The 25,574-nt window shown below is 58.3% G+C and carries 26 protein-coding genes and 4 tRNA genes; all 30 read right to left on the minus strand.

Going from position 1 to position 25,574, the window contains the following annotated elements:
• Positions 1-2 precede the first annotated feature (2 nt).
• Positions 3-194 carry a 50S ribosomal protein L29 gene (gene rpmC, locus ACNFG0_RS19710; RefSeq protein ID WP_042123524.1) on the minus strand — a complete coding sequence of 64 codons (192 nt, stop codon included), beginning with the start codon at positions 192-194 and terminating at the stop codon, positions 3-5.
• Positions 194-607: a 50S ribosomal protein L16 gene (rplP, locus tag ACNFG0_RS19715; protein ID WP_009397508.1), complete on the minus strand. Its 414-nt coding sequence runs from the start codon at positions 605-607 to the stop codon at positions 194-196. The genes rpmC and rplP overlap by 1 nt, the downstream gene beginning before the upstream one ends.
• Before the next feature lie 12 nt (positions 608-619).
• Positions 620-1,306, minus strand: coding sequence for a 30S ribosomal protein S3 (rpsC, locus tag ACNFG0_RS19720; RefSeq protein ID WP_003255481.1), 687 nt, complete (start codon positions 1,304-1,306; stop codon positions 620-622).
• A gap of 13 nt (positions 1,307-1,319) precedes the next feature.
• On the minus strand, positions 1,320-1,652 hold the full coding sequence (gene rplV, locus ACNFG0_RS19725) for a 50S ribosomal protein L22 (RefSeq protein ID WP_003103908.1): 333 nt from the start codon (positions 1,650-1,652) through the stop codon (positions 1,320-1,322).
• 11 nt (positions 1,653-1,663) lie between these two features.
• A complete protein-coding gene (gene rpsS, locus ACNFG0_RS19730; protein ID WP_010486981.1) occupies positions 1,664-1,939 on the minus strand; it encodes a 30S ribosomal protein S19 in 276 nt (91 codons plus the stop codon).
• Between the two features lie 16 nt (positions 1,940-1,955).
• Positions 1,956-2,780, minus strand: coding sequence for a 50S ribosomal protein L2 (gene rplB, locus ACNFG0_RS19735; protein ID WP_084857313.1), 825 nt, complete (start codon positions 2,778-2,780; stop codon positions 1,956-1,958).
• A gap of 14 nt (positions 2,781-2,794) precedes the next feature.
• Positions 2,795-3,094 carry a 50S ribosomal protein L23 gene (gene rplW / locus ACNFG0_RS19740; protein ID WP_003255484.1) on the minus strand — a complete coding sequence of 100 codons (300 nt, stop codon included), beginning with the start codon at positions 3,092-3,094 and terminating at the stop codon, positions 2,795-2,797.
• A complete protein-coding gene (gene rplD / locus ACNFG0_RS19745; protein WP_043210315.1) occupies positions 3,091-3,693 on the minus strand; it encodes a 50S ribosomal protein L4 in 603 nt (200 codons plus the stop codon). Before rplD ends, rplW begins: the two co-directional genes overlap by 4 nt.
• A 12-nt stretch (positions 3,694-3,705) precedes the next feature.
• Complete coding sequence (gene rplC / locus ACNFG0_RS19750) at positions 3,706-4,341, minus strand: 50S ribosomal protein L3 (RefSeq protein ID WP_043210317.1); 636 nt, start codon at positions 4,339-4,341, stop codon at positions 3,706-3,708.
• Between the two features lie 80 nt (positions 4,342-4,421).
• Positions 4,422-4,733: a 30S ribosomal protein S10 gene (gene rpsJ / locus ACNFG0_RS19755; protein ID WP_003186070.1), complete on the minus strand. Its 312-nt coding sequence runs from the start codon at positions 4,731-4,733 to the stop codon at positions 4,422-4,424.
• Between the two features lie 142 nt (positions 4,734-4,875).
• Complete coding sequence (gene tuf / locus ACNFG0_RS19760) at positions 4,876-6,069, minus strand: elongation factor Tu (RefSeq protein ID WP_196145393.1); 1,194 nt, start codon at positions 6,067-6,069, stop codon at positions 4,876-4,878.
• A gap of 30 nt (positions 6,070-6,099) precedes the next feature.
• Positions 6,100-8,244 (minus strand): elongation factor G, encoded by a 2,145-nt coding sequence (gene fusA, locus ACNFG0_RS19765; protein ID WP_196145397.1) that lies wholly within the window; start codon positions 8,242-8,244, stop codon positions 6,100-6,102.
• A gap of 30 nt (positions 8,245-8,274) precedes the next feature.
• Positions 8,275-8,745 carry a 30S ribosomal protein S7 gene (rpsG, locus tag ACNFG0_RS19770; RefSeq protein WP_003246741.1) on the minus strand — a complete coding sequence of 157 codons (471 nt, stop codon included), beginning with the start codon at positions 8,743-8,745 and terminating at the stop codon, positions 8,275-8,277.
• Between the two features lie 106 nt (positions 8,746-8,851).
• Positions 8,852-9,223 carry a 30S ribosomal protein S12 gene (gene rpsL / locus ACNFG0_RS19775; RefSeq protein WP_003257088.1) on the minus strand — a complete coding sequence of 124 codons (372 nt, stop codon included), beginning with the start codon at positions 9,221-9,223 and terminating at the stop codon, positions 8,852-8,854.
• 210 nt (positions 9,224-9,433) lie between these two features.
• Positions 9,434-13,633, minus strand: coding sequence for a DNA-directed RNA polymerase subunit beta' (gene rpoC / locus ACNFG0_RS19780; RefSeq protein WP_196145396.1), 4,200 nt, complete (start codon positions 13,631-13,633; stop codon positions 9,434-9,436).
• Positions 13,634-13,697: 64 nt separating this feature from the next.
• Positions 13,698-17,771 carry a DNA-directed RNA polymerase subunit beta gene (gene rpoB, locus ACNFG0_RS19785; RefSeq protein WP_196145395.1) on the minus strand — a complete coding sequence of 1,358 codons (4,074 nt, stop codon included), beginning with the start codon at positions 17,769-17,771 and terminating at the stop codon, positions 13,698-13,700.
• Positions 17,772-17,991: 220 nt separating this feature from the next.
• The gene (gene rplL, locus ACNFG0_RS19790; protein WP_043215349.1) at positions 17,992-18,363 is read right to left on the minus strand and encodes a 50S ribosomal protein L7/L12; all 372 of its coding nucleotides are present in this window, start codon (positions 18,361-18,363) and stop codon (positions 17,992-17,994) included.
• A gap of 80 nt (positions 18,364-18,443) precedes the next feature.
• The gene (rplJ, locus tag ACNFG0_RS19795; protein WP_084859376.1) at positions 18,444-18,944 is read right to left on the minus strand and encodes a 50S ribosomal protein L10; all 501 of its coding nucleotides are present in this window, start codon (positions 18,942-18,944) and stop codon (positions 18,444-18,446) included.
• A 199-nt stretch (positions 18,945-19,143) separates the two neighbouring features.
• The gene (rplA, locus tag ACNFG0_RS19800) at positions 19,144-19,839 is read right to left on the minus strand and encodes a 50S ribosomal protein L1 (protein ID WP_084859378.1); all 696 of its coding nucleotides are present in this window, start codon (positions 19,837-19,839) and stop codon (positions 19,144-19,146) included.
• Positions 19,839-20,270, minus strand: a complete 432-nt coding sequence (gene rplK, locus ACNFG0_RS19805; protein ID WP_084859380.1) for a 50S ribosomal protein L11 — start codon at positions 20,268-20,270, stop codon at positions 19,839-19,841. Before rplK ends, rplA begins: the two co-directional genes overlap by 1 nt.
• Before the next feature lie 119 nt (positions 20,271-20,389).
• Positions 20,390-20,923 (minus strand): transcription termination/antitermination protein NusG, encoded by a 534-nt coding sequence (nusG, locus tag ACNFG0_RS19810; RefSeq protein ID WP_011531880.1) that lies wholly within the window; start codon positions 20,921-20,923, stop codon positions 20,390-20,392.
• 9 nt (positions 20,924-20,932) lie between these two features.
• On the minus strand, positions 20,933-21,301 hold the full coding sequence (gene secE / locus ACNFG0_RS19815) for a preprotein translocase subunit SecE (RefSeq protein ID WP_196145394.1): 369 nt from the start codon (positions 21,299-21,301) through the stop codon (positions 20,933-20,935).
• Positions 21,302-21,344: 43 nt separating this feature from the next.
• Positions 21,345-21,420: transfer RNA gene (locus tag ACNFG0_RS19820), tRNA-Trp, on the minus strand.
• Between the two features lie 55 nt (positions 21,421-21,475).
• Positions 21,476-22,669 (minus strand): elongation factor Tu, encoded by a 1,194-nt coding sequence (gene tuf, locus ACNFG0_RS19825; RefSeq protein ID WP_196145393.1) that lies wholly within the window; start codon positions 22,667-22,669, stop codon positions 21,476-21,478.
• 80 nt (positions 22,670-22,749) lie between these two features.
• Positions 22,750-22,825 (minus strand) — tRNA-Thr (locus tag ACNFG0_RS19830).
• Positions 22,826-22,853: 28 nt separating this feature from the next.
• Positions 22,854-22,927: transfer RNA gene (locus ACNFG0_RS19835), tRNA-Gly, on the minus strand.
• A 23-nt stretch (positions 22,928-22,950) separates the two neighbouring features.
• Positions 22,951-23,035 (minus strand) — tRNA-Tyr (locus ACNFG0_RS19840).
• A gap of 144 nt (positions 23,036-23,179) precedes the next feature.
• Positions 23,180-23,605: a hypothetical protein gene (locus ACNFG0_RS19845; protein ID WP_196145392.1), complete on the minus strand. Its 426-nt coding sequence runs from the start codon at positions 23,603-23,605 to the stop codon at positions 23,180-23,182.
• A gap of 7 nt (positions 23,606-23,612) precedes the next feature.
• Positions 23,613-24,362 (minus strand): pantothenate kinase, encoded by a 750-nt coding sequence (locus tag ACNFG0_RS19850; RefSeq protein ID WP_196145391.1) that lies wholly within the window; start codon positions 24,360-24,362, stop codon positions 23,613-23,615.
• Positions 24,352-25,311, minus strand: coding sequence for a bifunctional biotin--[acetyl-CoA-carboxylase] ligase/biotin operon repressor BirA (birA, locus tag ACNFG0_RS19855; protein WP_416766087.1), 960 nt, complete (start codon positions 25,309-25,311; stop codon positions 24,352-24,354). Before birA ends, ACNFG0_RS19850 begins: the two co-directional genes overlap by 11 nt.
• Positions 25,312-25,574 lie beyond the last annotated feature (263 nt).

The raw sequence follows: 25,574 nt of genomic DNA on the forward strand, positions 1-25,574 counted from the left end.
GATCACTTACCTGCCTGCTGGTTGAGCACAGTTTTCACGCGAGCGATGTCACGCTTAACTTGCGAGAGCAGGTGCGACTGCCCCAACTGGCCAGTTGCTTTCTGCATACGCAGATTGAACTGGTCGCGCAGCAAGCCGAGCAGTTGCTCGTTCAGCTGCTGTGCCGATTGTTCACGAAGTTCATTCGCTTTCATCACATCACCGTCCGCTTAACAAAGGAGGTGGCGAGTGGCAGCTTTGCAGCAGCCAGGGCGAAGGCCTCACGCGCCAGCTCTTCAGAAACACCCTCGATCTCGTACAGGACCTTGCCTGGCTGGATCTGGGCAACCCAGTACTCAACGGAACCCTTACCTTTACCCATACGAACCTCGAGAGGCTTCTTGGTAACCGGCTTGTCCGGGAATACACGGATCCAGATCTTGCCGCCACGTTTTACGTGACGGGTCAGGGCACGACGTGCCGACTCGATCTGACGGGCGGTGAGACGACCGCGAGCAACAGCCTTCAGGGCGAATTCGCCGAAGCTGACCTTGCTACCGCGCAGTGCCAGACCACGGTTGTGGCCGGTCATCTGCTTGCGGAATTTTGTACGCTTTGGTTGCAACATTTGGCGTACCCCTTACTTAGCAGCTTTTTTACGAGGCGCTGGTGCTTGCGGCTTCAGCTCTTCTTGGCGACCACCAATCACTTCGCCTTTGAAGATCCAAACCTTCACACCGATCACACCGTAGGTGGTGTGAGCTTCGTAGGTGTTGTAGTCGATATCGGCACGCAGGGTGTGCAGGGGCACACGACCTTCGCGATACCACTCGGTACGTGCGATCTCGGCACCGCCGAGACGACCGCTCACCTGGATCTTGATGCCTTTGGCACCAATACGCATGGCGTTCTGTACGGCGCGCTTCATGGCACGACGGAACATTACGCGGCGTTCCAGCTGCTGAGCTACGCTCTGCGCAACCAGCATAGCGTCGAGTTCCGGCTTGCGGATCTCTTCGATGTTGATGTGCACAGGCACACCCATCTGCTTGGTCAGGTCCTGACGCAGCTTCTCAACGTCCTCACCTTTCTTGCCGATAACGATACCGGGACGAGCGGTGTGGATGGTGATGCGTGCAGTTTGAGCCGGACGATGAATATCGATACGGCTTACGGACGCGCTTTTTAGTTTGTCCTGGAGGTACTCACGCGTTTTCAGATCCTTCAACAGGTAATCTGCGTAAGTAGCGCCGTCTGCATACCAGACGGAGGTGTGCTCCTTGACGATTCCCAGGCGAATGCCAGTGGGATGTACTTTCTGACCCATCTGATCGACTCCGTTACTTGTCCGCAACCTTGACAGTGATATGGCAAGACCGCTTGACGATGCGATCAGCGCGGCCTTTGGCACGCGGCATGATGCGCTTCAGCGAACGCCCTTCGTTGACGAAAACGGTGGAGACCTTCAGGTCATCAACGTCTGCGCCTTCGTTGTGTTCGGCGTTGGCAACGGCCGACTCGAGGACTTTCTTCATGATTTCAGCGGCTTTTTTGCTGCTGAAGGCCAACAGGTTGAGCGCTTCGCCCACCTTCTTCCCGCGGATCTGGTCGGCGACCAAGCGGGCTTTCTGGGCGGAGATTCGAGCGCCCGACAACTTAGCGGCTACTTCCATTTCCTTACCCCTTAACGCTTGGCTTTCTTGTCAGCCACGTGCCCGCGATAGGTGCGGGTACCGGCGAACTCGCCCAGTTTGTGGCCGACCATGTCTTCGTTCACGAGAACGGGGACGTGCTGGCGACCGTTGTGTACCGCGATGGTCAGACCGACCATTTGTGGCAGGATCATCGAACGGCGCGACCAGGTTTTAACTGGCTTGCGATCGTTCTTCTCCACCGCCACTTCGATCTTCTTCAGAAGGTGAAGATCGATAAAAGGACCTTTTTTCAGAGAACGTGGCACTGTCGTATCCCTCTAGTTACTTGCGACGACGGACGATCATGTTGTCGGTACGCTTATTACCACGGGTTTTCGCACCCTTGGTTGGGAAGCCCCATGGCGATACCGGATGACGACCACCGGAGGTACGACCTTCACCACCACCATGTGGGTGGTCAACCGGGTTCATGGCAACACCACGAACGGTTGGGCGAACGCCGCGCCAGCGTTTGGCACCAGCTTTACCCAGCGAACGCAGGCTGTGCTCGGAGTTCGAGACTTCGCCCAGGGTCGCACGGCACTCAGCCAGTACTTTACGCATTTCACCAGAGCGCAGACGCAGGGTCACGTAAGCGCCTTCACGAGCGATCAGCTGAGCCGAAGCACCAGCGGAACGAGCGATCTGTGCACCTTTGCCCGGCTTCAGTTCGATGCCGTGAATGGTGCTACCTACTGGGATGTTGCGCAGTTGCAGGGTGTTACCGGCCTTGATTGGGGCCAGGGCACCTGCGATCAGCTGGTCACCGGCAACAACGCCCTTAGGGGCGATGATGTAGCGACGCTCGCCGTCTGCGTAGCACAGCAGGGCGATGTGAGCAGTACGGTTCGGGTCGTATTCGATACGCTCGACAGTGGCAGGGATGCCATCTTTGTCGTTGCGACGGAAGTCGACCAGACGGTAATGCTGCTTATGACCACCACCAACGTGACGAGTGGTGATGCGGCCATTGTTGTTACGACCACCAGACTTCGATTTCTTCTCGATCAGCGGTGCGTGAGGAGCGCCTTTGTGCAGCTCCTTGTTGACCACCTTGACCACGAAACGGCGGCCAGGGGAAGTCGGTTTGCATTTAACGATTGCCATGATGCACCCCTTCCTTACTCAGCACTGCTGCTGAAATCGAGATCTTGGCCTGGCTGAAGGGAGACGATCGCCTTCTTCCAGTCATTGCGCTTGCCCAGACCACGTGCGGTACGCTTGGTTTTACCCAGAACGTTGACGGTCGACACGTTTTCAACTTTTACGTTGAACAGGCCTTCGACAGCTTTCTTGATTTCCAGCTTGGTTGCGTCGGTAGCAACCTTGAATACGAACTGGCCTTTCTTCTCAGCCAGAACGGTAGCCTTCTCGGAAACGTGCGGGCCAAGGAGGACTTTAAATACGCGTTCCTGGTTCATCCCAGCAGCTCCTCGAATTTCTTCACGGCCGAGACAGTGATCAACACTTTCTCGTATGCGATCAGACTGACCGGATCGGAACCCTGAACGTCACGTACGTCGACGTGCGGCAGGTTACGAGCAGCCAGGTACAGGTTCTGATCAACGGCGTCGGAAACGATCAGTACGTCGTTCAGACCCATGCCGTTCAGCTTGTTCAGCAGGTCCTTGGTCTTCGGGGCTTCGACTGCGAAGTCCTGAACTACGACCAGGCGCTCGCTACGTACCAGCTCGGAGAGGATGGAGCGCAGGGCTGCGCGGTACATCTTCTTGTTGAGCTTCTGCGAGTGATCCTGAGGACGAGCTGCGAAGGTGACACCACCGCCGCGCCAGATCGGGCCACGAGTGGTACCGGCACGAGCACGGCCGGTGCCCTTCTGACGCCATGGGCGCTTACCGCCACCAGCCACGTCGGAACGGGTCTTCTGCTGCTTGGTGCCCTGACGGCCGCCGGCCATGTAGGCCACGACTGCTTGGTGTACCAGCGTCTCGTTGAATTCGCCACCGAAAGTCAGTTCGGAAACTTCGATCGCCTGAGCGTCATTTACATTGAGTTGCATGTCAGTTTCCCCTTAACCGCGAGCCTTGACAGCTGGACGCACAACCACGTCGCCGCCAGTAGCGCCTGGAACGGCACCCTTGACCAGCAGCAGGTTGCGTTCTGCGTCTACGCGTACTACTTCCAGGGACTGAACAGTCACGCGCTCGGCGCCCATGTGACCGGACATCTTCTTGCCCTTGAATACACGACCAGGAGTCTGGCACTGGCCGATGGAGCCAGGGACACGGTGCGATACGGAGTTACCGTGGGTGTTGTCCTGACCACGGAAGTTCCAACGCTTGATGGTACCGGCGAAGCCTTTACCTTTGGACTGACCGGTTACGTCTACCAGCTGGCCTGCAGTGAAGAGTTCAGCTTTGATCAGATCGCCAGCCTGGAAATCGCCTTCTTCAAGACGGAACTCCCAAACACCGCGACCAGCGGCAACGTTAGCCTTGGCGAAGTGACCTGCCTGAGCGGCAGTCACGCGCGAAGCACGACGCTCGCCGACAGTGACTTGCACTGCACGGTAGCCATCGGTTTCTTCAGTTTTGAACTGGGTGACGCGATTCGGCTCGATCTCGATGACCGTGACCGGAATGGAGACACCTTCTTCGGTGAAAATGCGGGTCATGCCGCACTTACGACCGACTACACCAATAGTCATGTTGTAAACCTCATGAGTGTACGGGGCTTTCACCCGCTATGGCCGCCCATTTCAGAGCGTTACACGACCAGACCGAAGTCTTAGCCGAGGCTGATCTGCACTTCCACGCCTGCCGCGAGATCAAGCTTCATCAGCGCGTCAACGGTTTTATCCGTCGGCTGGACGATGTCCAGAACACGCTTATGAGTGCGAATCTCGTACTGGTCACGCGCGTCTTTGTTGACGTGCGGGGAAACCAGAACGGTGAAACGCTCTTTGCGGGTTGGCAGTGGAATTGGACCACGCACTTGTGCACCAGTACGTTTCGCGGTTTCCACGATTTCCTGGGTGGATTGGTCGATCAGGCGATGGTCAAAAGCCTTCAACCTGATACGGATTTGCTGATTTTGCATTGGATTTCAGACTCCAGGCTGTTCCCATCGGGCGCACTACGCCCGTTAAAAGGAGGCGTGATTCTATAGACGCCCCCAATTAGTGTCAACCCAATAAAAAAAGCCCCCGCTGAGCGGGGGCTTTTTTCAATCGACCGAGTGATTACTCGATGATTTTGGCTACGACACCGGCGCCGACGGTACGACCGCCTTCACGGATAGCGAAGCGCAGACCGTCTTCCATTGCGATGGTCTTGATCAGGGTGACAGTCATCTGAATGTTGTCACCTGGCATTACCATTTCAACGCCTTCCGGCAGTTCGCAGTTACCGGTCACGTCAGTGGTACGGAAGTAGAACTGAGGACGGTAGCCTTTGAAGAACGGAGTGTGACGACCGCCTTCTTCCTTCGACAGAACGTAGACTTCTGCGGTGAACTTGGTGTGCGGCTTGACCGAACCCGGCTTGACCAGAACCTGGCCACGCTCAACGTCGTCACGCTTGGTACCACGCAGCAGAACGCCGCAGTTCTCGCCAGCACGACCTTCGTCCAGCAGCTTGCGGAACATCTCAACACCGGTGCAGGTGGTGGTGCTGGTTTCACGCAGACCAACGATTTCCAGCGGATCCTGAACGCGGACGATACCACGCTCGATACGACCGGTAACAACGGTACCACGACCCGAGATCGAGAAGACGTCTTCGATCGGCATCAGGAACGGCTGGTCAACGGCACGAACTGGCTCAGGAATGTAGGCATCCAGAGTTTCAACCAGCTTCTTGACAGCGCTGGTACCCATTTCGTTGTCGTCTTTGCCTTCCAGAGCCATACGAGCCGAACCGATGATGATCGGGGTGTCGTCGCCTGGGAAGTCGTAGGTGGACAGCAGGTCGCGAACTTCCATCTCGACCAGTTCCAGCAGCTCAGCGTCGTCTACCAGGTCAGCCTTGTTCAGGAAGACCACGATGTACGGAACGCCAACCTGACGGGACAGCAGGATGTGCTCACGGGTTTGTGGCATCGGACCATCGGCGGCCGAGCAAACCAGGATCGCGCCGTCCATCTGGGCAGCACCGGTGATCATGTTCTTCACGTAGTCAGCGTGACCTGGGCAGTCAACGTGAGCGTAGTGACGAATGTTCGAGTTGTACTCGACGTGAGCGGTGTTGATGGTGATACCGCGCGCTTTTTCTTCCGGAGCCGAGTCGATCTTGTCGAACTCAACGACTGCCGAACCGAAAACTTCGGAGCAGACGCGAGTCAGAGCTGCGGTCAGAGTGGTCTTACCGTGGTCAACGTGGCCGATGGTGCCGACGTTAACGTGGGGAAGGGAACGATCAAATTTTTCTTTAGCCACGACAGTGAACCTCTTGCCTAAAGGGCTGGATTAGCCTTGTTTTTTAACGAGTGCTTCGACGATGTTCGACGGAGCTTCCGAGTACTTGGAGAATTCCATGGAGTAGCTTGCGCGACCCTGAGACATGGAACGAACGTCGGTCGCATAACCGAACATCTCTCCCAGCGGGACTTCTGCACGGATAACTTTGCCGGAGACGGAGTCATCCATACCCTGGATCAGACCACGACGACGGTTCAGGTCACCCATCACGTCACCCATGTAATCCTCAGGGGTTACTACCTCAACCTTCATGATCGGCTCAAGCACAACACCGCCGCCCTTCTGGGCCAGCTGCTTGGTCGCCATGGAGGCCGCGATCTTGAACGCCATCTCGTTGGAGTCGACGTCATGGTACGAACCGTCGAACACGGTAGCCTTCAGGCCGATCAGAGGATAGCCGGCAACAACGCCGTTCTTCATCTGCTCTTCGATACCCTTCTGGATCGCCGGGATGTATTCCTTAGGAACCACACCGCCAACGACTTCGTTGGTGAAGACCAGGCCTTCGGTGATGTTGCCCTTGTCATCCTGGTCCGGCTCGGAGAAGCGGATCCAGCAGTGACCGAACTGACCACGACCGCCCGACTGACGAACGAACTTGCCTTCGATCTCGACGTTGGACTTGGTGATCTTCTCGCGATAGGAAACCTGCGGCTTGCCGATGTTGGCCTCAACGTTGAACTCGCGCTTCATGCGGTCAACGATGATGTCCAGGTGCAGCTCACCCATACCGGAGATGATGGTCTGGCCGGTTTCTTCGTCGGTCTTGACGCGGAACGACGGGTCTTCCTGGGCCAGCTTGCCCAGCGCGATACCCATCTTTTCCTGGTCTTGCTTGGTCTTCGGCTCAACAGACAGCGAGATCACTGGCTCTGGGAAGTCCATGCGCTCAAGGATGATTGGCTTGTCGGCGTCGCACAGGGTTTCACCGGTGGTGACGTCTTTCATGCCGATCAGGGCCGCGATGTCGCCAGCACGAACTTCCTTGATCTCTTCACGCTGGTTGGCGTGCATCTGCACCATACGACCAACGCGCTCTTTCTTGCCTTTTACCGAGTTGATGACCGAGTCACCGGAGCTCAGAACGCCCGAGTACACGCGAACGAAGGTCAGGGTGCCTACGAACGGGTCGGTAGCGATCTTGAACGCCAGAGCCGAGAACGGCTCGTTGTCGTCAGCATGACGCTCGTCGTGACGAACGGCAGGATCGTCCTTGGCCAGGTCCTTGTCGTCCGGGTTGATACCCTGGATGGCAGGGATCTCGGTCGGAGCCGGCAGGAAGTCGATGACGGCGTCCAGAACCAGGGGAACGCCCTTGTTCTTGAACGAGGAGCCGCAGACAGCAGGAACGATCTCGCTCGCCAGGGTACGGGCGCGCAGACCAGCCTTGATCTCTTCGACGGACAGGTCACCTTCTTCAAGGTACTTGTTCATCAGCTCTTCGTTGGCTTCGGCGGCGGCTTCAACCATGTTGCTGCGCCACTCGGTGGCCAGGTCCAGCATATCGGCCGGAATCTCTTCCTCGCGATAGGTGGTGCCCTTGTCGTCTTCGTTCCAGTAGATGGCTTTCATCTTGATCAGGTCGACCTGACCCTGGAAGTTGTCTTCAGCACCGATAGCCAGCTGGATTGGAACCGGGGTGTGACCCAGGCGGTTCTTGATCTGGCCGACAACGCGCAGGAAGTTGGCACCGGCACGGTCCATCTTGTTCACGTAGACAACACGTGGAACGCCGTACTTGTTGGCCTGACGCCATACGGTTTCGGACTGCGGCTCAACGCCGGAGGTACCGCAGAATACGACGACCGCGCCGTCGAGTACACGCAGCGAGCGCTCTACTTCAATAGTGAAGTCAACGTGGCCGGGGGTATCGATGACGTTTACGCGGTAGTTGTCGTACTGACCACGGGAGCCTTTCCAGAAGGTGGTAACGGCAGCGGAGGTAATGGTGATACCGCGCTCTTGCTCTTGCACCATCCAGTCGGTGGTCGCGGCGCCGTCATGCACCTCGCCCATCTTGTGGCTCAGACCTGTGTAGAACAGGATCCGCTCGGTAGTGGTAGTCTTGCCCGCATCGACGTGCGCGCAGATACCGATGTTACGGTAGCGGTTAATAGCTGTAGTACGAGCCATAAAGCCCTCGCAAAAAAATTGATGCTTGAATTAGAAGCGGTAGTGCGAGAACGCCTTGTTGGCTTCGGCCATACGGTGCACGTCTTCACGCTTCTTGACTGCAGCACCCTTGCCTTCGGCAGCATCCAGCAGTTCACCAGCCAGGCGCAGCGCCATGGACTTCTCGCCACGCTTACGGGCGTAGTCTACGAGCCAGCGCATTGCCAGAGCGTTACGACGGGATGGGCGAACTTCAACCGGAACCTGGTAAGTGGCACCGCCGACACGGCGGGACTTTACTTCGACCAGCGGAGCGATGGCGTCGAGAGCTTTCTCGAAGATTTCCAGGGGGTCGCTGTTCTTGCGTGCTTTGACGGTATCCAGGGCACCGTAAACGATGCGCTCGGCTACGGCCTTCTTGCCGCTTTCCATCACGTGGTTCATGAACTTGGCGAGGATCTGGGATCCGTACTTCGGATCGTCCAGGATCTCACGTTTTGCTGCTACACGACGTCTTGGCATGATAAGCCCTCAAACGGTCTTCAGGTTAGCCCGGGACGTGGGTCTTCGACCCCTGCCCGACCTTACTCTTATCGACTCAAAAAATTGGATGTCTGCAAACGGCCGATTACTTCGGACGCTTGGTACCGTACTTGGAACGACCCTGGTTACGGCCTTTGACGCCCGAAGTATCCAGAGAACCGCGAACGGTGTGGTAACGAACACCTGGCAAGTCTTTTACACGGCCGCCACGGATCAGGACGACGCTGTGCTCTTGCAGGTTGTGGCCTTCACCACCGATGTACGAGGAAACCTCGAAACCGTTGGTCAGACGCACACGGCATACTTTACGCAGTGCCGAGTTAGGTTTTTTCGGCGTAGTGGTGTACACGCGGGTGCACACGCCACGACGCTGCGGGCAGTTCTGCAGCGCAGGTACGTCGGATTTCTCGACGGTACGCTTACGCGGCTGACGTACCAGCTGGTTGATAGTTGCCATCTACTAGCTCCACTGATTGTCTTGCGACGCTATTGTCTTGCAAGAAAGCCAAAAATTGGCGAGACGGAGCCTCACCAAATTTAAGGGTACAAAAGTCTAAAGAGGATCTTGCACCCAGTCAAGACGAGGCCCCGGCCCTCCTCGCCCGGTCATCGGCAACAATTCATGTCACCGATGCCCTGCAGGATGAACCGGGGCCCTGCCCTGTTCTCAGTTACCGCTGGAGTTCAGCGCTTCGGTCAGTGCGGCTTCCACCTCACTGGCGCTCACACGCAGCGGCTTGTCGGCATCACGGCGACGCTTGCGCTCGCTGTGGTAGGCCAGACCGGTACCGGCCGGGATCAGACGACCCACGACCACGTTCTCTTTCAGGCCGCGCAGGTAGTCGCGCTTGCCAGTGACGGCCGCTTCGGTCAGCACGCGGGTGGTTTCCTGGAAGGAAGCCGCGGAGATGAACGATTCGGTCGACAGCGACGCCTTGGTGATACCCAGCAGAACACGCGAGAACTTCGAGACGAACTTGTCCTCGGCGGCGAGACGCTCGTTCTCGACCAGCACTTGGGTCAGTTCCATCTGGTCGCCCTTGATGAAGCTGGAATCGCCGGACTCGGTGATCTCAACCTTACGCAGCATCTGACGCAGGATGGTCTCGATGTGCTTGTCGTTGATCTTCACGCCCTGCAGGCGGTAAACGTCCTGGATCTCGTTGACGATGTACTTGGCCAGCGCGCTTACACCCAGCAGACGCAGGATGTCGTGCGGATCGCTCGGGCCGTCGGAGATGACTTCGCCGCGGTTTACCTGTTCGCCTTCGAAGACGTTCAGGTGGCGCCACTTCGGAATCAGCTCTTCGTACGGCTCGCTGCCATCGGTCGGGGTGATCACCAGACGGCGCTTGCCCTTGGTTTCTTTACCGAAGGCAATGGTGCCGCTGACTTCAGCCAGGATCGACGCTTCTTTCGGACGACGCGCTTCGAACAGGTCGGCAACGCGCGGCAGACCACCGGTGATGTCACGGGTCTTGGACGTTTCCTGCGGAATACGCGCGATAACGTCACCCACACCGATCTGTGCACCGTCAGCCACACCGACGAGGGCGTTGGCCGGCAGGAAGTACTGGGCAGGTACGTCGGTACCTGGCAGGTACAGGTCCTTGCCAGCGGCGTCGACCATCTTGATCGCCGGACGGATTTCCTTGCCGGCGGCAGGGCGATCCTTGACGTCCATCACTTCGATATTGGTCAGACCGGTCAATTCGTCGGTCTGACGCTTGATGGTGATGCCTTCTTCCATGCCCACGAAGGTCACGGTACCTTTCAGCTCGGTCACGATCGGGTGGGTGTGCGGGTCCCACTTGGCGACGATGGCGCCAGCCTCGACCTTCTCACCTTCCTTGACCGAAATCACCGCACCGTATGGCAGCTTGTAGCGCTCACGCTCACGGCCGAACTCGTCGGCAATGGCCAGCTCGCCGGAACGCGATACGGCAACCAGGTTGCCATCGGCACGTTCGACCTGCTTGAGGTTGTGCAGACGCACCATGCCGCCGTTCTTCACCTGGACGCTGTCGGCAGCCGAGGTACGGCTTGCAGCACCACCGATGTGGAAGGTACGCATGGTCAGCTGGGTACCCGGCTCACCGATCGACTGGGCAGCGATAACGCCGACAGCCTCACCGATGTTCACCTGGTGACCGCGAGCCAGGTCGCGACCGTAGCACTTGGCGCAGATGCCGTAGCGGGTTTCGCAGCTGATCGGCGAACGCACGACCACTTCGTCGATGCTGTTCAGCTCGATGAACTCGACCCACTTCTCGTCGACCAGGGTACCCGCCGGAACGATGACGTCCTCGGTGCCCGGCTTGAACACGTCTCGGGCGATGACACGACCCAGTACGCGCTCACCCAGCGGCTCGACAACGTCGCCGCCTTCGATGTGCGGGGTCATGACCAGGCCCTGGTCGGTGCCGCAGTCGATCTCGGTCACGACCAGATCCTGGGCCACGTCAACCAGACGACGGGTCAGGTAACCGGAGTTCGCGGTCTTCAGTGCGGTATCCGCCAGACCTTTACGAGCACCGTGGGTCGAGATGAAGTACTGCAGAACGCTCAGGCCTTCACGGAAGTTCGCGGTGATCGGCGTCTCGATGATGGAGCCGTCCGGCTTGGCCATCAGGCCACGCATACCGGCCAGCTGACGGATCTGGGCCGCGGAACCCCGCGCACCGGAGTCAGCCATCATGTACATCGAGTTGAAGGATTCCTGCTCGACTTCATTGCCTTCGCGGTCAATGACCTTCTCTTTCGAGAGGTTGGCCATCATCGCCTTGGACACTTCATCGTTCGCCTTCGACCACAAGTCGATGACCTTGTTGTACTTCTCGCCCTGGGTTACCAGGCCGGAGGCGTACTGGCTCTCGATTTCCTTCACTTCGTCGGTAGCGGTACCGATGATGCGGGCTTTCTCGTCCGGGATAACGAAGTCGTTGACACCGATCGATACGCCGGAAATGGTCGAGTAGGCAAAGCCGGTGTACATCAGCTGGTCGGCGAAGATAACGGTTTCCTTCAGACCCACCACGCGGTAGCACTGGTTGATCAGCTTGGAAATCGCCTTCTTCTTCATCGACTGGTTGACGACGTCGAACGGCAGGCCAGCAGGTACTACCTGGAACAGCAGCGCACGGCCGACGGTAGTGTCGACGATACGGGTGTTCTTGGTGATGCTGCCGTCACGGTCCTTCACGGTCTCGTTGATACGGACCTTGATCTTGGCGTGCAGCGCTGCCTCGCCGGCGCGGAATACGCGGTCGACTTCCTGCAGGTCAGCGAACACACGGCCTTCGCCCTTGGCGTTGATGGCTTCACGGGTCATGTAGTACAGACCCAGAACGACGTCCTGCGAAGGAACGATGATCGGCTCGCCGTTGGCAGGCGACAGGATGTTGTTGGTCGACATCATCAGCGCACGCGCTTCCAGCTGGGCTTCCAGCGTCAGCGGTACGTGAACGGCCATCTGGTCACCGTCGAAGTCGGCGTTGTACGCAGCACACACCAATGGGTGCAGCTGGATTGCCTTGCCTTCGATCAGCACCGGCTCGAACGCCTGGATACCCAGACGGTGGAGGGTCGGTGCACGGTTGAGCAGTACGGGGTGTTCGCGGATCACCTCGGCCAGGACGTCCCAGACCTCCGGCAGCTCACGCTCGACCATCTTCTTGGCAGCCTTGATGGTGGTCGCCAGACCACGCATTTCCAGCTTGCCGAAAATGAACGGCTTGAACAGCTCCAGGGCCATCTTCTTCGGCAGACCGCACTGGTGCAGGCGCAGGGTCGGACCTACGGTAATTACCGAACGGCCGGAGTAGTCCACGCGCTTACCGAGCAGGTTCTGACGGAAGCGACCTTGCTTACCTTTGATCATGTCGGCCAGGGACTTCAGCGGACGCTTGTTCGAGCCAGTGATGGCGCGACCGCGACGGCCGTTGTCCAGCAGGGCGTCGACCGCTTCCTGCAGCATGCGCTTTTCGTTGCGCACGATGATGTCCGGCGCCGACAGATCCAGCAGGCGCTTCAGACGGTTGTTACGGTTGATCACCCGGCGGTACAGGTCGTTCAGGTCGGAAGTCGCGAAGCGACCGCCGTCCAGCGGAACCAGCGGACGCAGGTCTGGCGGCAGAACCGGCAGAACGGTCAGGACCATCCACTCAGGCAGGTTGCCCGAGCCCTGGAAAGCTTCCATCAGCTTCAGGCGCTTGGACAGCTTCTTGATCTTGGTTTCCGAGTTGGTCTGCGGAATCTCTTCGCGCAGGCGGCCGATCTCGTGCTCCAGATCGATCGCGTGCAGCAGCTCGCGGACAGCCTCGGCACCCATGCGGGCGTCGAAATCGTCACCGAACTCTTCCAGCGCCTCGAAGTACTGCTCGTCGTTCAGCAGCTGGCCCTTTTCCAGGGTGGTCATGCCCGGGTCGATAACGACATAGCTCTCGAAATAGAGCACGCGCTCGATGTCACGCAGGGTCATGTCCATCAGCAGGCCGATACGGGACGGCAGCGACTTCAGGAACCAGATGTGGGCAACCGGCGAGGCCAGTTCGATGTGCGCCATGCGCTCACGACGAACCTTGGCCAGGGCGACTTCGACGCCGCACTTCTCACAGATCACACCGCGGTGCTTGAGGCGCTTGTACTTGCCGCACAGGCACTCGTAGTCCTTGACTGGGCCAAAGATCTTGGCGCAGAACAGGCCGTCACGCTCAGGTTTGAACGTACGGTAGTTGATGGTTTCCGGCTTCTTAACTTCACCGAACGACCACGAACGGATCATTTCAGGCGACGCCAGACCGATGCGGATGGCGTCGAACTCTTCGACTTGACCCTGGTTTTTCAGCAAATTCAGTAGGTCTTTCAAGGCCTTTCCTCCTGGCGGAGCAGGAAGCGGGCATTACCTGCCCCGCTCCCCTTCGCGTCACGTGTTATTCGGTTTCCAGATCGATATCGATACCGAGCGAACGGATCTCTTTGATCAACACGTTGAAGGACTCGGGCATGCCCGGCTCCATACGGTGATCGCCATCCACGATGTTCTTGTACATCTTGGTACGGCCGTTCACGTCGTCCGACTTCACTGTGAGCATTTCTTGCAGGGTGTATGCCGCGCCGTATGCTTCCAGCGCCCACACTTCCATCTCCCCGAAACGCTGACCACCGAACTGTGCCTTACCACCCAGCGGCTGCTGGGTAACCAGGCTGTACGAACCAGTGGAACGCGCGTGCATCTTGTCGTCCACCAAGTGGTTCAGCTTGAGCATGTACATGTAACCCACGGTTACAGGACGCTCGAACTTGTTGCCGGTACGGCCGTCGAACAGGACCATCTGGCCGCTCTCAGGCATGTCGGCCAGCTTCAGCATGGCCTTGATCTCGCGCTCCTTGGCACCATCGAAGACCGGGGTAGCCATCGGCACGCCCTTCTTCAGGTTGTTGGCCAGGGCGAGGATCTCTTCGTCCGAGAACTCGTCCAGGTTTTCCTGGCGACCACCGATCTCGTTGTAGACCTCGGTCAGGAAGCTGCGCAGCTCAGCGGCCTTGCGCTGTTCTTCGATCATGCGATCGATCTTCTCGCCCAGGCCCTTGGCCGCGAGGCCCAGGTGGGTTTCGAGGATCTGACCGACGTTCATACGCGAAGGTACGCCCAGCGGGTTCAGGACGACATCCACCGGAGTACCGTTGGCGTCGTGCGGCATGTCTTCGACCGGCATGATCACCGAGACCACACCCTTGTTACCGTGACGACCGGCCATCTTGTCACCCGGCTGGATGCGACGGCGGATAGCCAGGTAGACCTTGACGATCTTCAGTACGCCCGGTGCCAGGTCATCGCCTTGCTGCAGCTTGCGCTTCTTGTCTTCGAACTTGTCGTCCAGCAGGCGACGGCGATCGACGATGTACTGCTGAGCCTTTTCCAGCTGCTCGTTCAGTGCATCTTCGGCCATGCGCAGTTTGAACCACTGACCGTGCTCCAGACCGTTCAGGACTTCGTCGGTGATCACGGTGCCTTTCTTCAGGCCCGCACCACCGTCGACCACCTGGCCGTTCAGGGCAGCGCGCAGACGCTCAAAGGTCGCACCTTCAACGATGCGGAACTCTTCGTTGAGGTCCTTGCGGATCTCGTCCAGCTGCATCTTCTCGATGGCCAGGGCGCGGCTGTCGCGCTCGACGCCGTCACGGGTGAAGACCTGGACGTCGATGACGGTACCCTTGGTGCCGGTCGGCACGCGCAGGGAGGTGTCCTTAACGTCGCTGGCCTTCTCACCGAAGATCGCGCGCAGCAGTTTTTCTTCCGGCGTCAGCTGGGTCTCGCCTTTCGGGGTGACCTTGCCGACCAGAATGTCGCCGGCGCCGACTTCGGCACCTACGTAGACGATACCGGCTTCGTCCAGCTTGTTCAGCGCAGCCTCACCCACGTTCGGGATGTCCGCGGTGATTTCCTCTGGGCCAAGCTTGGTGTCACGGGCCACACAGGTCAGTTCCTGGATGTGGATGGTGGTGAAGCGGTCTTCCTGGACCACACGCTCGGACAGGCAGATGGAGTCTTCGAAGTTGAAGCCGTTCCACGCCATGAACGCGATGCGCATGTTCTGACCCAGCGCCAGTTCGCCCATGTCGGTGGACGGACCGTCGGCCATGATGTCGCCACGCGCGACCACGTCACCCTTGCTCACCAACGGACGCTGGTTGATGCAGGTGTTCTGGTTCGAACGGGTGTACTTGGTCAGGTTGTAGATATCCACACCTGCTTCGCCGGTCTCGACTTCGTCGTCGGCCACGCGAACCACGATACGGCTGGCATCGACCGAGTCGATCACGCCACCGCGGCGGGCCACGACGCAGACGCCGGAGTCACGGGCAACGTTGCGCTCCATGCCGGTACCTACCAGCGGCTTGTCGGCGCGCAGGGTCGGAACAGCCTGACGCTGCATGTTCGAACCCATCAATGCACGGTTGGCGTCGTCGTGCTCGAGGAACGGAATCAACGAGGCAGCGACGGAAACAACCTGCTTCGGCGAAACGTCCATCAGGGTGACGTCTTCCGGCGCCTTGACGGTGAATTCGTTCAGGTGACGGACCGCTACCAGCTCGTCGATCAGTTGCTTCTTCTCGTTCATCGCGGCCGAGGCCTGGGCGATGACGTGATCGGCTTCTTCGATGGCGGACAGGAAGACGATGTCGTCGGTGACCACACCCTCTTTCACCACGCGGTACGGGCTTTCCAGGAAGCCGTACTGGTTGGTGCGGGCGTAGGCCGCCAGGGAGTTGATCAGACCGATGTTCGGACCTTCAGGGGTTTCGATCGGGCACACGCGACCATAGTGGGTCGGGTGTACGTCACGAACCTCGAAGCCAGCACGCTCACGGGTCAGACCGCCTGGGCCGAGTGCGGAGACACGGCGCTTGTGGGTGATCTCGGAGAGCGGGTTGTTCTGGTCCATGAACTGCGAGAGCTGGCTGGAACCGAAGAACTCCTTCACCGCCGCCGCGACCGGCTTGGCGTTGATCAGGTCCTGCGGCATCAGGCCTTCGCTTTCAGCCATCGACAGGCGTTCCTTGACCGCGCGCTCTACACGCACCAGGCCAACGCGGAACTGGTTCTCGGCCATCTCGCCGACGCAACGAACGCGACGGTTACCCAGGTGGTCGATGTCATCGACGATACCCTTGCCGTTACGGATGTCGACCAGGGTCTTGAGCACGTCGACGATGTCTTCCTTGCTCAGCACGCCCGAACCTTCGATCTCGGTACGACCGATACGACGGTTGAACTTCATGCGGCCCACGGCGGACAGATCGTAACGCTCGGCGCTGAAGAACAGGTTGTTGAACAGGGTCTCGGCGGCATCCTTGGTTGGCGGCTCGCCTGGACGCATCATGCGGTAGATTTCGACCAGGGCTTCCAGCTGGTTGCTGGTGGTGTCGATCTTCAGGGTATCGGAGATGAACGGGCCGCAGTCGATGTCGTTGGTGTACAGGGTCTCGATGCGGACGACCTGCGCCTTGGCAACCTTGATCAGCAGCTCGGTGGTCAGCTCGGTGTTGCACTCGGCCAGGATCTCGCCAGTGGCCGGATGCACAATGGCCTTGGCGGTGGTACGGCCCAGGACGTATTCCATTGGAACGTCCAGCTGTTTTACACCGGCCTTCTCGAGCTGGTTGATGTGGCGCGCGGTAATACGGCGGCCCTGCTCGACGATAACCTTGCCGCTGCCGTCATGGATGTCCATGACCGCGACTTCACCACGCAGACGCTGAGGGACCAGTTCCAGGCTGAGTTTTTCGCCGGAAACGTGGAACACGTTGGTGGTGTAGAAGGTGTTGAGGACTTCCTCGGTGCTGTAGCCCAGGGCACGCAGCAGTACCGAAGCCGGCAGCTTGCGGCGACGGTCGATACGTACGAACACGCAGTCCTTCGGATCGAACTCGAAGTCCAACCAGGAGCCGCGGTAAGGAATGATGCGGGCGGAGTACAGCAGCTTGCCGGAGCTGTGAGTCTTGCCACGGTCGTGGTCGAAGAACACACCTGGCGAGCGGTGCAGCTGGGAAACGATAACACGCTCGGTACCGTTGATAACGAAGGTACCGTTTTCAGTCATCAGGGGGATTTCACCCATGTAGACTTCTTGCTCTTTGATGTCCTTGATCGCTTTGTTCGACGATTCCTTGTCGAAGATGATCAGGCGCACCTTCACACGCAGCGGGACAGCGAACGTCACGCCACGCAGGACACATTCCTTCACATCGAAAGCCGGCTCGCCCAGGCGATAGCCGACGTACTCCAGGGCAGCATTGCCGGAGTAGCTGATGATCGGGAATACCGATTTGAAGGCCGCGTGCAGGCCGACGTCGCGGAACTGATCCTTGGATGCTCCCGCCTGCAGGAATTCGCGATACGAATCCAGCTGGATGGCCAGGAGGTAAGGCACATCCATGACGTCCGGCAACTTGCTAAAGTCCTTGCGGATACGTTTTTTCTCAGTGTATGAGTAAGCCATCAGCGTTCCCCAGCTTGGTCACCTGCTTGTTTGGCTCCTCCCGAGCGGGAGCAGCCAGAAAATCTGCAAACCCCATGGTTTGCACACCCTCTTGGGTGTTCTTGCAGCACGTTATCGGGGCCGACCTGATCGGCCACCAATAACGGAAAAAGGCCGGTGGCATAAGCCACCAGCCGTCAGCCTTTTGCTTAACGCTCGGGCTGGAGTCGCAAAGTCGAAATTACTTCAGCTCGACTTTAGCGCCTGCTTCTTCCAGCTTCTTCTTGGCGTCTTCAGCGGCTTCTTTCGAAACGCCTTCAGCGATCACAGCAGGAGCGCCGTCAACTTTCTCTTTGGCTTCTTTCAGGCCCAGACCGGTCAGTTCACGAACGGCCTTGATCACGTTGACTTTCTTGTCGCCGGCTTCGGCCAGAACAACGTTGAACTCGGTCTGCTCTTCAGCAGCGGCAGCAGCGCCACCAGCAGGGGCAGCAGCAACAGCGGCAGCAGCGGTAACGCCGAAGGTTTCTTCCATCGCTTTGATCAGTTCAACAATTTCCAGAACGGTTTTCTGGCCGATCGCTTCGATGATTTGCTCGTTAGTCAGAGACATGACTATGAATTCCTGTATTGGGGTGACAGCCTACGCGGCCATCAAATTAAACGTTTGATTTCGAAAGAGACGGCGCGGCCTTAGGCAGCAGCGGCTTCTTTCTGGTCGCGCAGAGCAGCCAGGGTACGAGCCAGCTTGCTGGTTGCACCTTGGATCACGCTCATCAGCTGTGCGATAGCCTCGTCGCGAGTTGGCAGAGTTGCCAGCACGTCGATCTGGTTAGCGGCAAGGAACTTGCCGTCGAACGCAGCTGCCTTGATCTCGAACTTGTCCTGACCCTTGGCGAACTCTTTGAACAGACGAGCAGCAGCGCCCGGGTGTTCGTTGGAGAAAGCGATCAGGGTCGGGCCTTTGAACGCGTCGTTGAGGACCGAGTACTCGGTGCCTTCAACAGCGCGCTTGAGCAGGGTGTTACGTACGACACGCACGTAAACGCCAGCTTCGCGGGCCTCTTTACGGAGTCCGGTCATTGCGCCTACAGTCACACCACGGGCATCGGCCACGACAGCGGACAGAGCGACTTTGGCAGCCTCGTTGACTTCAGCGACGATGGCCTTCTTGTCTTCGAGTTTAATTGCCACGGGTTTACTCCTGGTTTTTACCGTTTCATCCAGCCGAGGCCGGATGTCGTTTTGGTGTCTGATTCGGTAACGAATCGGGAGCACCATCTGCGTAGGCTTGTGGTTTAAGGCTTGCGCCGCCTACGGTCTTGGATAGCCCCCGCCAGGCAGGGACCCCAATTTCAGCAGCCGGCGCGGACAAGGCCGCGCCGGCCGAGCATTACACGTTCAGCGAGCTCTGATCGATGATCAGACCTGGGCCCATAGTGGTGCTCAGGGTAACGCGCTTGACGTAGATACCTTTCGAGGAAGCCGGCTTGATACGCTTCAGATCGGCGATCAGGGCTTCAACGTTTTCCTTCAGCTTGCCAGCTTCGAAGCCGACCTTGCCAACGGAGGTGTGGATGATGCCGTTCTTGTCGGTACGGTAGCGCACCTGACCAGCCTTGGCGTTCTTGACGGCGCCGGCTACGTCTGGAGTCACAGTACCCACTTTCGGGTTTGGCATCAGGCCGCGAGGACCCAGGACCTGACCCAGCTGACCCACAACGCGCATGGCATCAGGCGATGCGATGACGACGTCATAGTTCAGATCGCCGCCTTTCATTTCGGCAGCCAGATCGTCCATACCTACGCGGTCAGCGCCGGCAGCCAGAGCAGCTTCAGCAGCTGGGCCCTGGGTGAAGACGGCTACGCGAACGGTTTTGCCAGTGCCGTGCGGCAGCACGGTAGCGCTGCGAACGACCTGGTCGGATTTACGCGGGTCAACACCGAGGTTGACGGCGATGTCGTAGGACTCGACAAACTTGGCAGCCGGCAGCGAAGCCAGCAGATTGGCGGCCTCTTCGAAGTTGTAGGCCTTGCCTGCTTCGATTTTCTCGGCGATAGCCTTTTGGCGCTTAGTCAGCTTAGCCATTACACACCCTCCACGTTCAGGCCCATGCTGCGGGCAGAGCCGGCGATGGTGCGCACAGCTGCATCCAGGTCAGCGGCAGTCAGATCAGCCTGCTTGGTCTTGGCGATCTCTTCCAGCTGAGCACGGGTAACGGTACCGACCTTGACGGTGTTCGGGCGAGCCGAACCGCTAGCCAGGCCAGCAGCTTTCTTCAGCAGAACCGAGGCAGGGGTGCTCTTGGTTTCGAAGGTGAAGCTACGGTCACTGTAGACAGTGATGATCACTGGAGTCGGCAGACCTGGCTCTTGACCCTGAGTACGGGCGTTGAAGGCCTTGCAGAATTCCATGATGTTCACGCCGTGCTGACCCAGTGCTGGACCAACGGGTGGGCTTGGGTTGGCCTGGCCGGCCTTAACTTGCAGCTTGATGTAAGCCTGAATCTTCTTAGCCATGAGCTACTCCAAAATCGGGTACGAACGCCAGATGGCTCCCCGTATGACTTGCGTTTTATCCCAGTGACGACAAAACCCCGCAGCACATAGGGCTGCGGGGTATGGGATGCGTCGTTCGCCTAGACCTTCTCGACCTGGCTGAACTCGAGCTCCACCGGAGTAGAGCGACCGAAAATGAGCACTGCAACCTGCAAGCGACTCTTTTCGTAGTTAACTTCTTCGACACTGCCATTGAAGTCAGCGAAGGGACCGTCAATGACGCGAACCACTTCACCCGGCTCGAACAGCGTCTTCGGCTTCGGCTTGTCGCTACCGTCGGCGACGCGACGCAGGATAGCTTCAGCTTCTTTATCGGTGATCGGCGCAGGCTTGTCTGCGGTACCACCAATGAAACCCATAACACGAGGGGTGTCCTTGACGAGGTGCCAAGTCCCTTCGTTCATTTCCATCTGGACCAATACATAGCCAGGGAAGAACTTGCGCTCGCTCTTGCGCTTCTGGCCGTTGCGCATTTCGACGACTTCTTCGGTCGGGACCAGGATCTCGCCGAATTCGTCTTCCATGCCAGCCAGCTTGACGCGCTCGATCAGAGAGCGCATGACATGCTTCTCGTAACCCGAGTAAGCATGCACGACGTACCAACGCTTAGCCACGGGACACCCTTAGCCAACAATCAAGGAGACCGCCCAGCCGAGCAGGGAATCAAGACCCCACAGCAGCAGCGCCATAACCAACACGACAACCACGACAATGAGCGTGGTCTGAGTGGTTTCCTGGCGGGTCGGCCACACGACTTTACGGATCTCAGCACGAGCTTCCTTCGCCAGCGTAAAGAACGACTTACCCTTCGCAGTCTGCAAGGCAACGAAGCCTGCAACGGCAGCCAGGGCGAGAAGTGCAAGGACGCGATACAGGATTGGAGCCGCGGAGTAATACTGATTACCCACAACACCAACGACCACCAACACTACAACAGCCAGCCACTTGAACAGATCAAAACGCGATTCTTGGGCTTCAGTTTTGGGAGTCATCGAGGAGGATCCTGTGAGAAGAAAGCCATCACACCGAGGTGAATGGCAGGTCAGGAGGGAATCGAACCCCCAACCTACGGTTTTGGAGACCGTCGCTCTGCCAATTGAGCTACTGACCTTTAACGCTGTATCAGGCCGGCCATTATGCCGGCCTGATCATGAGAAATCAACTACTTATTCAATAATTTTTGCTACGACACCGGCGCCGACGGTACGACCGCCTTCACGGATAGCGAAGCGCAGACCGTCTTCCATTGCGATGGTCTTGATCAGGGTGACAGTCATCTGAATGTTGTCACCTGGCATTACCATTTCAACGCCTTCCGGCAGTTCGCAGTTACCGGTCACGTCAGTGGTACGGAAGTAGAACTGAGGACGGTAGCCTTTGAAGAACGGAGTGTGACGACCGCCTTCTTCCTTCGACAGAACGTAGACTTCTGCGGTGAACTTGGTGTGCGGCTTGACCGAACCCGGCTTGACCAGAACCTGGCCACGCTCAACGTCGTCACGCTTGGTACCACGCAGCAGAACGCCGCAGTTCTCGCCAGCACGACCTTCGTCCAGCAGCTTGCGGAACATCTCAACACCGGTGCAGGTGGTGGTGCTGGTTTCACGCAGACCAACGATTTCCAGCGGATCCTGAACGCGGACGATACCACGCTCGATACGACCGGTAACAACGGTACCACGACCCGAGATCGAGAAGACGTCTTCGATCGGCATCAGGAACGGCTGGTCAACGGCACGAACTGGCTCAGGAATGTAGGCATCCAGAGTTTCAACCAGCTTCTTGACAGCGCTGGTACCCATTTCGTTGTCGTCTTTGCCTTCCAGAGCCATACGAGCCGAACCGATGATGATCGGGGTGTCGTCGCCTGGGAAGTCGTAGGTGGACAGCAGGTCGCGAACTTCCATCTCGACCAGTTCCAGCAGCTCAGCGTCGTCTACCAGGTCAGCCTTGTTCAGGAAGACCACGATGTACGGAACGCCAACCTGACGGGACAGCAGGATGTGCTCACGGGTTTGTGGCATCGGACCATCGGCGGCCGAGCAAACCAGGATCGCGCCGTCCATCTGGGCAGCACCGGTGATCATGTTCTTCACGTAGTCAGCGTGACCTGGGCAGTCAACGTGAGCGTAGTGACGAATGTTCGAGTTGTACTCGACGTGAGCGGTGTTGATGGTGATACCGCGCGCTTTTTCTTCCGGAGCCGAGTCGATCTTGTCGAACTCAACGACTGCCGAACCGAAAACTTCGGAGCAGACGCGAGTCAGAGCTGCGGTCAGAGTGGTCTTACCGTGGTCAACGTGGCCGATGGTGCCGACGTTAACGTGGGGAAGGGAACGATCAAACTTTTCCTTAGCCATCGATACAGTCCTCCGCAGAAGAAATAGTCATTACTACTGATAAAACAAAGGCAGATATTTTCATATCTGCCTTGTTTATATGGAGCTCTTGAGCGGACTTGAACCGCTGACCTCACCCTTACCAAGGGTGTGCTCTACCAACTGAGCTACAAGAGCGAAACACATTGTGCAACAACAGCAAACTTGGAGCGGGTAGCGGGAATCGAACCCGCATCATCAGCTTGGAAGGCTGAGGTTCTACCACTAAACTATACCCGCGGAGCTTGCGGCTCTCGCTAAACTGGTGGAGGGGGAAGGATTCGAACCTTCGAAGTCGTAGACGTCAGATTTACAGTCTGATCCCTTTGGCCACTCGGGAACCCCTCCTAAGTGTGGGCGGCATTTTCAACTCTTGCCGTCCTGCTGTCAAGCTTTTTCTCATTAAAATCTTGAGGTTAGCTACTTTGACAACAGCTTCCGGTCCTACCACCTCAGTGGTGTTCCCTGCGAAGCGGGCGCCATTCTATCAAGCTATTCGGCAGTTGCAATACCCTCGCACAAAATAATTTTGTGTTTTAAGTCTTTGAAATCCTTGGAAAGACTGGACAGCACCGCCGAGTCCAGCAAACGCTCGCTTTCAACGGCCACTTTCAGCCAGCGGCCCTCCGCGCCGGGCAGTTGTCCCGCCACCGGCACCGTCGCGATATCCAGGCTCACCAGACGCTGACGCAGAGCCACGAGCTGCTCCTGCGTCGCCACCCCACCCACCACCAGGCATTCTTCACGGCGTTTGGCCGGCGCAGAGGCACCAGTTTCACGCAACAGGCGAATCTCCTGCTGGTTACCTTTATATAAGGAAAGCGGGGCCACTTCCTTGGCCTTCAGCGGCGCTTCCTGCTGGTGCCAGACGTAATAGACGACATTGAGCACCACCAATAGCAGAAACAACCAACGCATAGGCACCTCAATCCAATGGGCAGGCCATGGCCAGACCGACGAAGACCAGGTCGGGTATCACCCGAGCCTGCGGGACCGAATCCTGAACCAAAGGTGCATCACCGCCGGTAAGGAATACGGAGAACGCCTCTCCCCATAACGCACGCGCCTGCTCGATCTGGGTGCGAGCAAATCCCTGCAACATCAATACGCAACCTCGCTCGACCGCTTCGACAGTGGAGTGCCCGGGAGCCAGGCTGCTCAAGGCGCGCTCTGCCGAAGCATCGTCGTATCGGATTCTGCGAGTATGCGTGCGCAGTTGGCTGCGCATCAGCGGCATGCCCGGGCATATATACCCACCGAGGTGCTGGCCGTCGCCAGCCACGAAATCCGCCTTGGCTGCCGTTCCCAGATCGATTACCAGACAGGCGCCTTTCGCCAGATGATAGGCGCCCAATGCGGCGAGCCAACGGTCCATGCCCAGGCGTTGGTAGTCGTCGTATCCGTTACGCACGCCTGCCATTTCCTGGGCCGGCTGAGCAACCTGGACCCGCACACCGAAACTCTGCTCCAGATGCGCGCAGAGCACATCGGTTTCGTCTTCGCTGCGCACACTCACCATTCGACAACCGCTCAGCCGCTGACCGGGCAATGCAGCGATCTGGGCCAGCAAGGCCTGGTCAGAATCGACTATGCCGCCGCCGACGATAGTTGCATCGCCGGCATGGATTACCCGCCACTTGATAAAGCTATTACCGCAATCGAGCTCAAGAATCATCACGCAACCTCAAACTGAGCTCTCCTGCACTGAAGCTCTTTTCTACGCCGTCGACCTCGAGGCGCAAGGCCCCCTGCCCATCGACCCCAAGCACCACCCCATCGATACGATTGCTACCCGCAACCAGCGATACCGCTCGCCCTTGCCACAGGTTCGCCTGCTCCCATTCCTCCTGGAATGCCGCAAAACCGTAACGACGATGGCGAGCCAACTCATGCTGAAGTTGTTGGTTGAGCTGTGCAACGAGACGATTGCGATCGATCGTCATTCCCACCTCACGCCTCATTGACGTCCATTGCTGATCAACCTGGTCGTTGACCTGCATGTTCACATTGATGCCTATACCCAGTACGACATGGCAGACATCTGCTGGGTCTCCCACCAGCTCCAGCAGGATACCCGCGATCTTTTGCTGACCGACCAACAGGTCATTGGGCCACTTCAACCCGACCCCCACCAAACCAAAACCCTGGAGGGTGCGCATCACGGCCAGGCCAACGACCAAACTCAGTCCTTCGAGCTGACGCATACCGCCGTCCACCCGCAGCACCAGACTGTAATAAAGATTTTCGGCGAATGGGCTTATCCATTGGCGCCCTCGCCTTCCCCGACCTGCACTCTGACGCTCGGCCAGCACCACGAACGGCGCAGGTCGCCCTTCGCCGATACAGCGCAAGGCTTCGGCGTTGGTCGAATCGATGGCGTCATGAATCGCGAGCGGCCACGCTTCTCCCTGCGTATATTCGGCGATCGACTGCGATTCGAGCAGGGTAAGCGGAGCAGCCAACTGATAGCCACGACCGCGCACCTTGTGGATAACAAGGTTCAATTCGCTTTCCAAGTGCTGCAGCTGCTTCCACACGGCGCTGCGACTCACCCCCAGTGCTTCCCCCAGGGCCTGCCCGGAATGGAACCGGCCATCCTTGAGGAGATTCAACAACTTCAGCATGCCAGTCTCGACCAGGAATAAGGCTGGCATGATAGCGACGCGTCAGGGGGCTTGCATAGGAAAAGGCAGCAATCCAGGCCCATAGGCATGGCCGTGGCCGACCGGCACCCCCTTGTAGGAGCGGCCTCGTGCCGCGAATCGGGCGCGCAGCAGCCGTAGACCCCGGGCGCGGTTATCAGACCCGGAAAGACAAAACCCCTACCTGCTCGCGCAGATAGGGGTTTTGCGAAATGAATCTTGACGATGACCTACTCTCACATGGG

The sequence above is a fragment of the Pseudomonas sp. NY15372 genome (assembly GCF_048068215.1).
Lineage (GTDB): Bacteria > Pseudomonadota > Gammaproteobacteria > Pseudomonadales > Pseudomonadaceae > Aquipseudomonas > Aquipseudomonas guariconensis_A.

Coding starts and splice junctions, on each gene's coding strand:
- rpmC (WP_042123524.1), bottom strand. CDS start 194: ATGAAAGCGAATGAACTTCGTGAACAATCGGCACAGCAGCTGAACGAG.
- rplP (WP_009397508.1), bottom strand. CDS start 607: ATGTTGCAACCAAAGCGTACAAAATTCCGCAAGCAGATGACCGGCCAC.
- ACNFG0_RS19850 (WP_196145391.1), bottom strand. CDS start 24,362: ATGATTCTTGAGCTCGATTGCGGTAATAGCTTTATCAAGTGGCGGGTA.
- tuf (WP_196145393.1), bottom strand. CDS start 22,669: ATGGCTAAGGAAAAGTTTGATCGTTCCCTTCCCCACGTTAACGTCGGC.
- ACNFG0_RS19845 (WP_196145392.1), bottom strand. CDS start 23,605: ATGCGTTGGTTGTTTCTGCTATTGGTGGTGCTCAATGTCGTCTATTAC.
- rplW (WP_003255484.1), bottom strand. CDS start 3,094: ATGAACCAGGAACGCGTATTTAAAGTCCTCCTTGGCCCGCACGTTTCC.
- rpsJ (WP_003186070.1), bottom strand. CDS start 4,733: ATGCAAAATCAGCAAATCCGTATCAGGTTGAAGGCTTTTGACCATCGC.
- rplK (WP_084859380.1), bottom strand. CDS start 20,270: ATGGCTAAGAAGATTCAGGCTTACATCAAGCTGCAAGTTAAGGCCGGC.
- rplA (WP_084859378.1), bottom strand. CDS start 19,839: ATGGCTAAGCTGACTAAGCGCCAAAAGGCTATCGCCGAGAAAATCGAA.
- rplV (WP_003103908.1), bottom strand. CDS start 1,652: ATGGAAGTAGCCGCTAAGTTGTCGGGCGCTCGAATCTCCGCCCAGAAA.
- rpsG (WP_003246741.1), bottom strand. CDS start 8,745: ATGCCAAGACGTCGTGTAGCAGCAAAACGTGAGATCCTGGACGATCCG.
- rplC (WP_043210317.1), bottom strand. CDS start 4,341: ATGACTATTGGTGTAGTCGGTCGTAAGTGCGGCATGACCCGCATTTTC.
- rplD (WP_043210315.1), bottom strand. CDS start 3,693: ATGCAACTCAATGTAAATGACGCTCAGGCGATCGAAGTTTCCGAACTG.
- rpsL (WP_003257088.1), bottom strand. CDS start 9,223: ATGGCAACTATCAACCAGCTGGTACGTCAGCCGCGTAAGCGTACCGTC.
- rpoB (WP_196145395.1), bottom strand. CDS start 17,771: ATGGCTTACTCATACACTGAGAAAAAACGTATCCGCAAGGACTTTAGC.
- rpsC (WP_003255481.1), bottom strand. CDS start 1,306: ATGGGTCAGAAAGTACATCCCACTGGCATTCGCCTGGGAATCGTCAAG.
- secE (WP_196145394.1), bottom strand. CDS start 21,301: ATGACTCCCAAAACTGAAGCCCAAGAATCGCGTTTTGATCTGTTCAAG.
- birA (WP_416766087.1), bottom strand. CDS start 25,311: ATGCTGAAGTTGTTGAATCTCCTCAAGGATGGCCGGTTCCATTCCGGG.
- rplB (WP_084857313.1), bottom strand. CDS start 2,780: ATGGCAATCGTTAAATGCAAACCGACTTCCCCTGGCCGCCGTTTCGTG.
- rplL (WP_043215349.1), bottom strand. CDS start 18,363: ATGTCTCTGACTAACGAGCAAATCATCGAAGCGATCGGCCAGAAAACC.
- fusA (WP_196145397.1), bottom strand. CDS start 8,244: ATGGCTCGTACTACAGCTATTAACCGCTACCGTAACATCGGTATCTGC.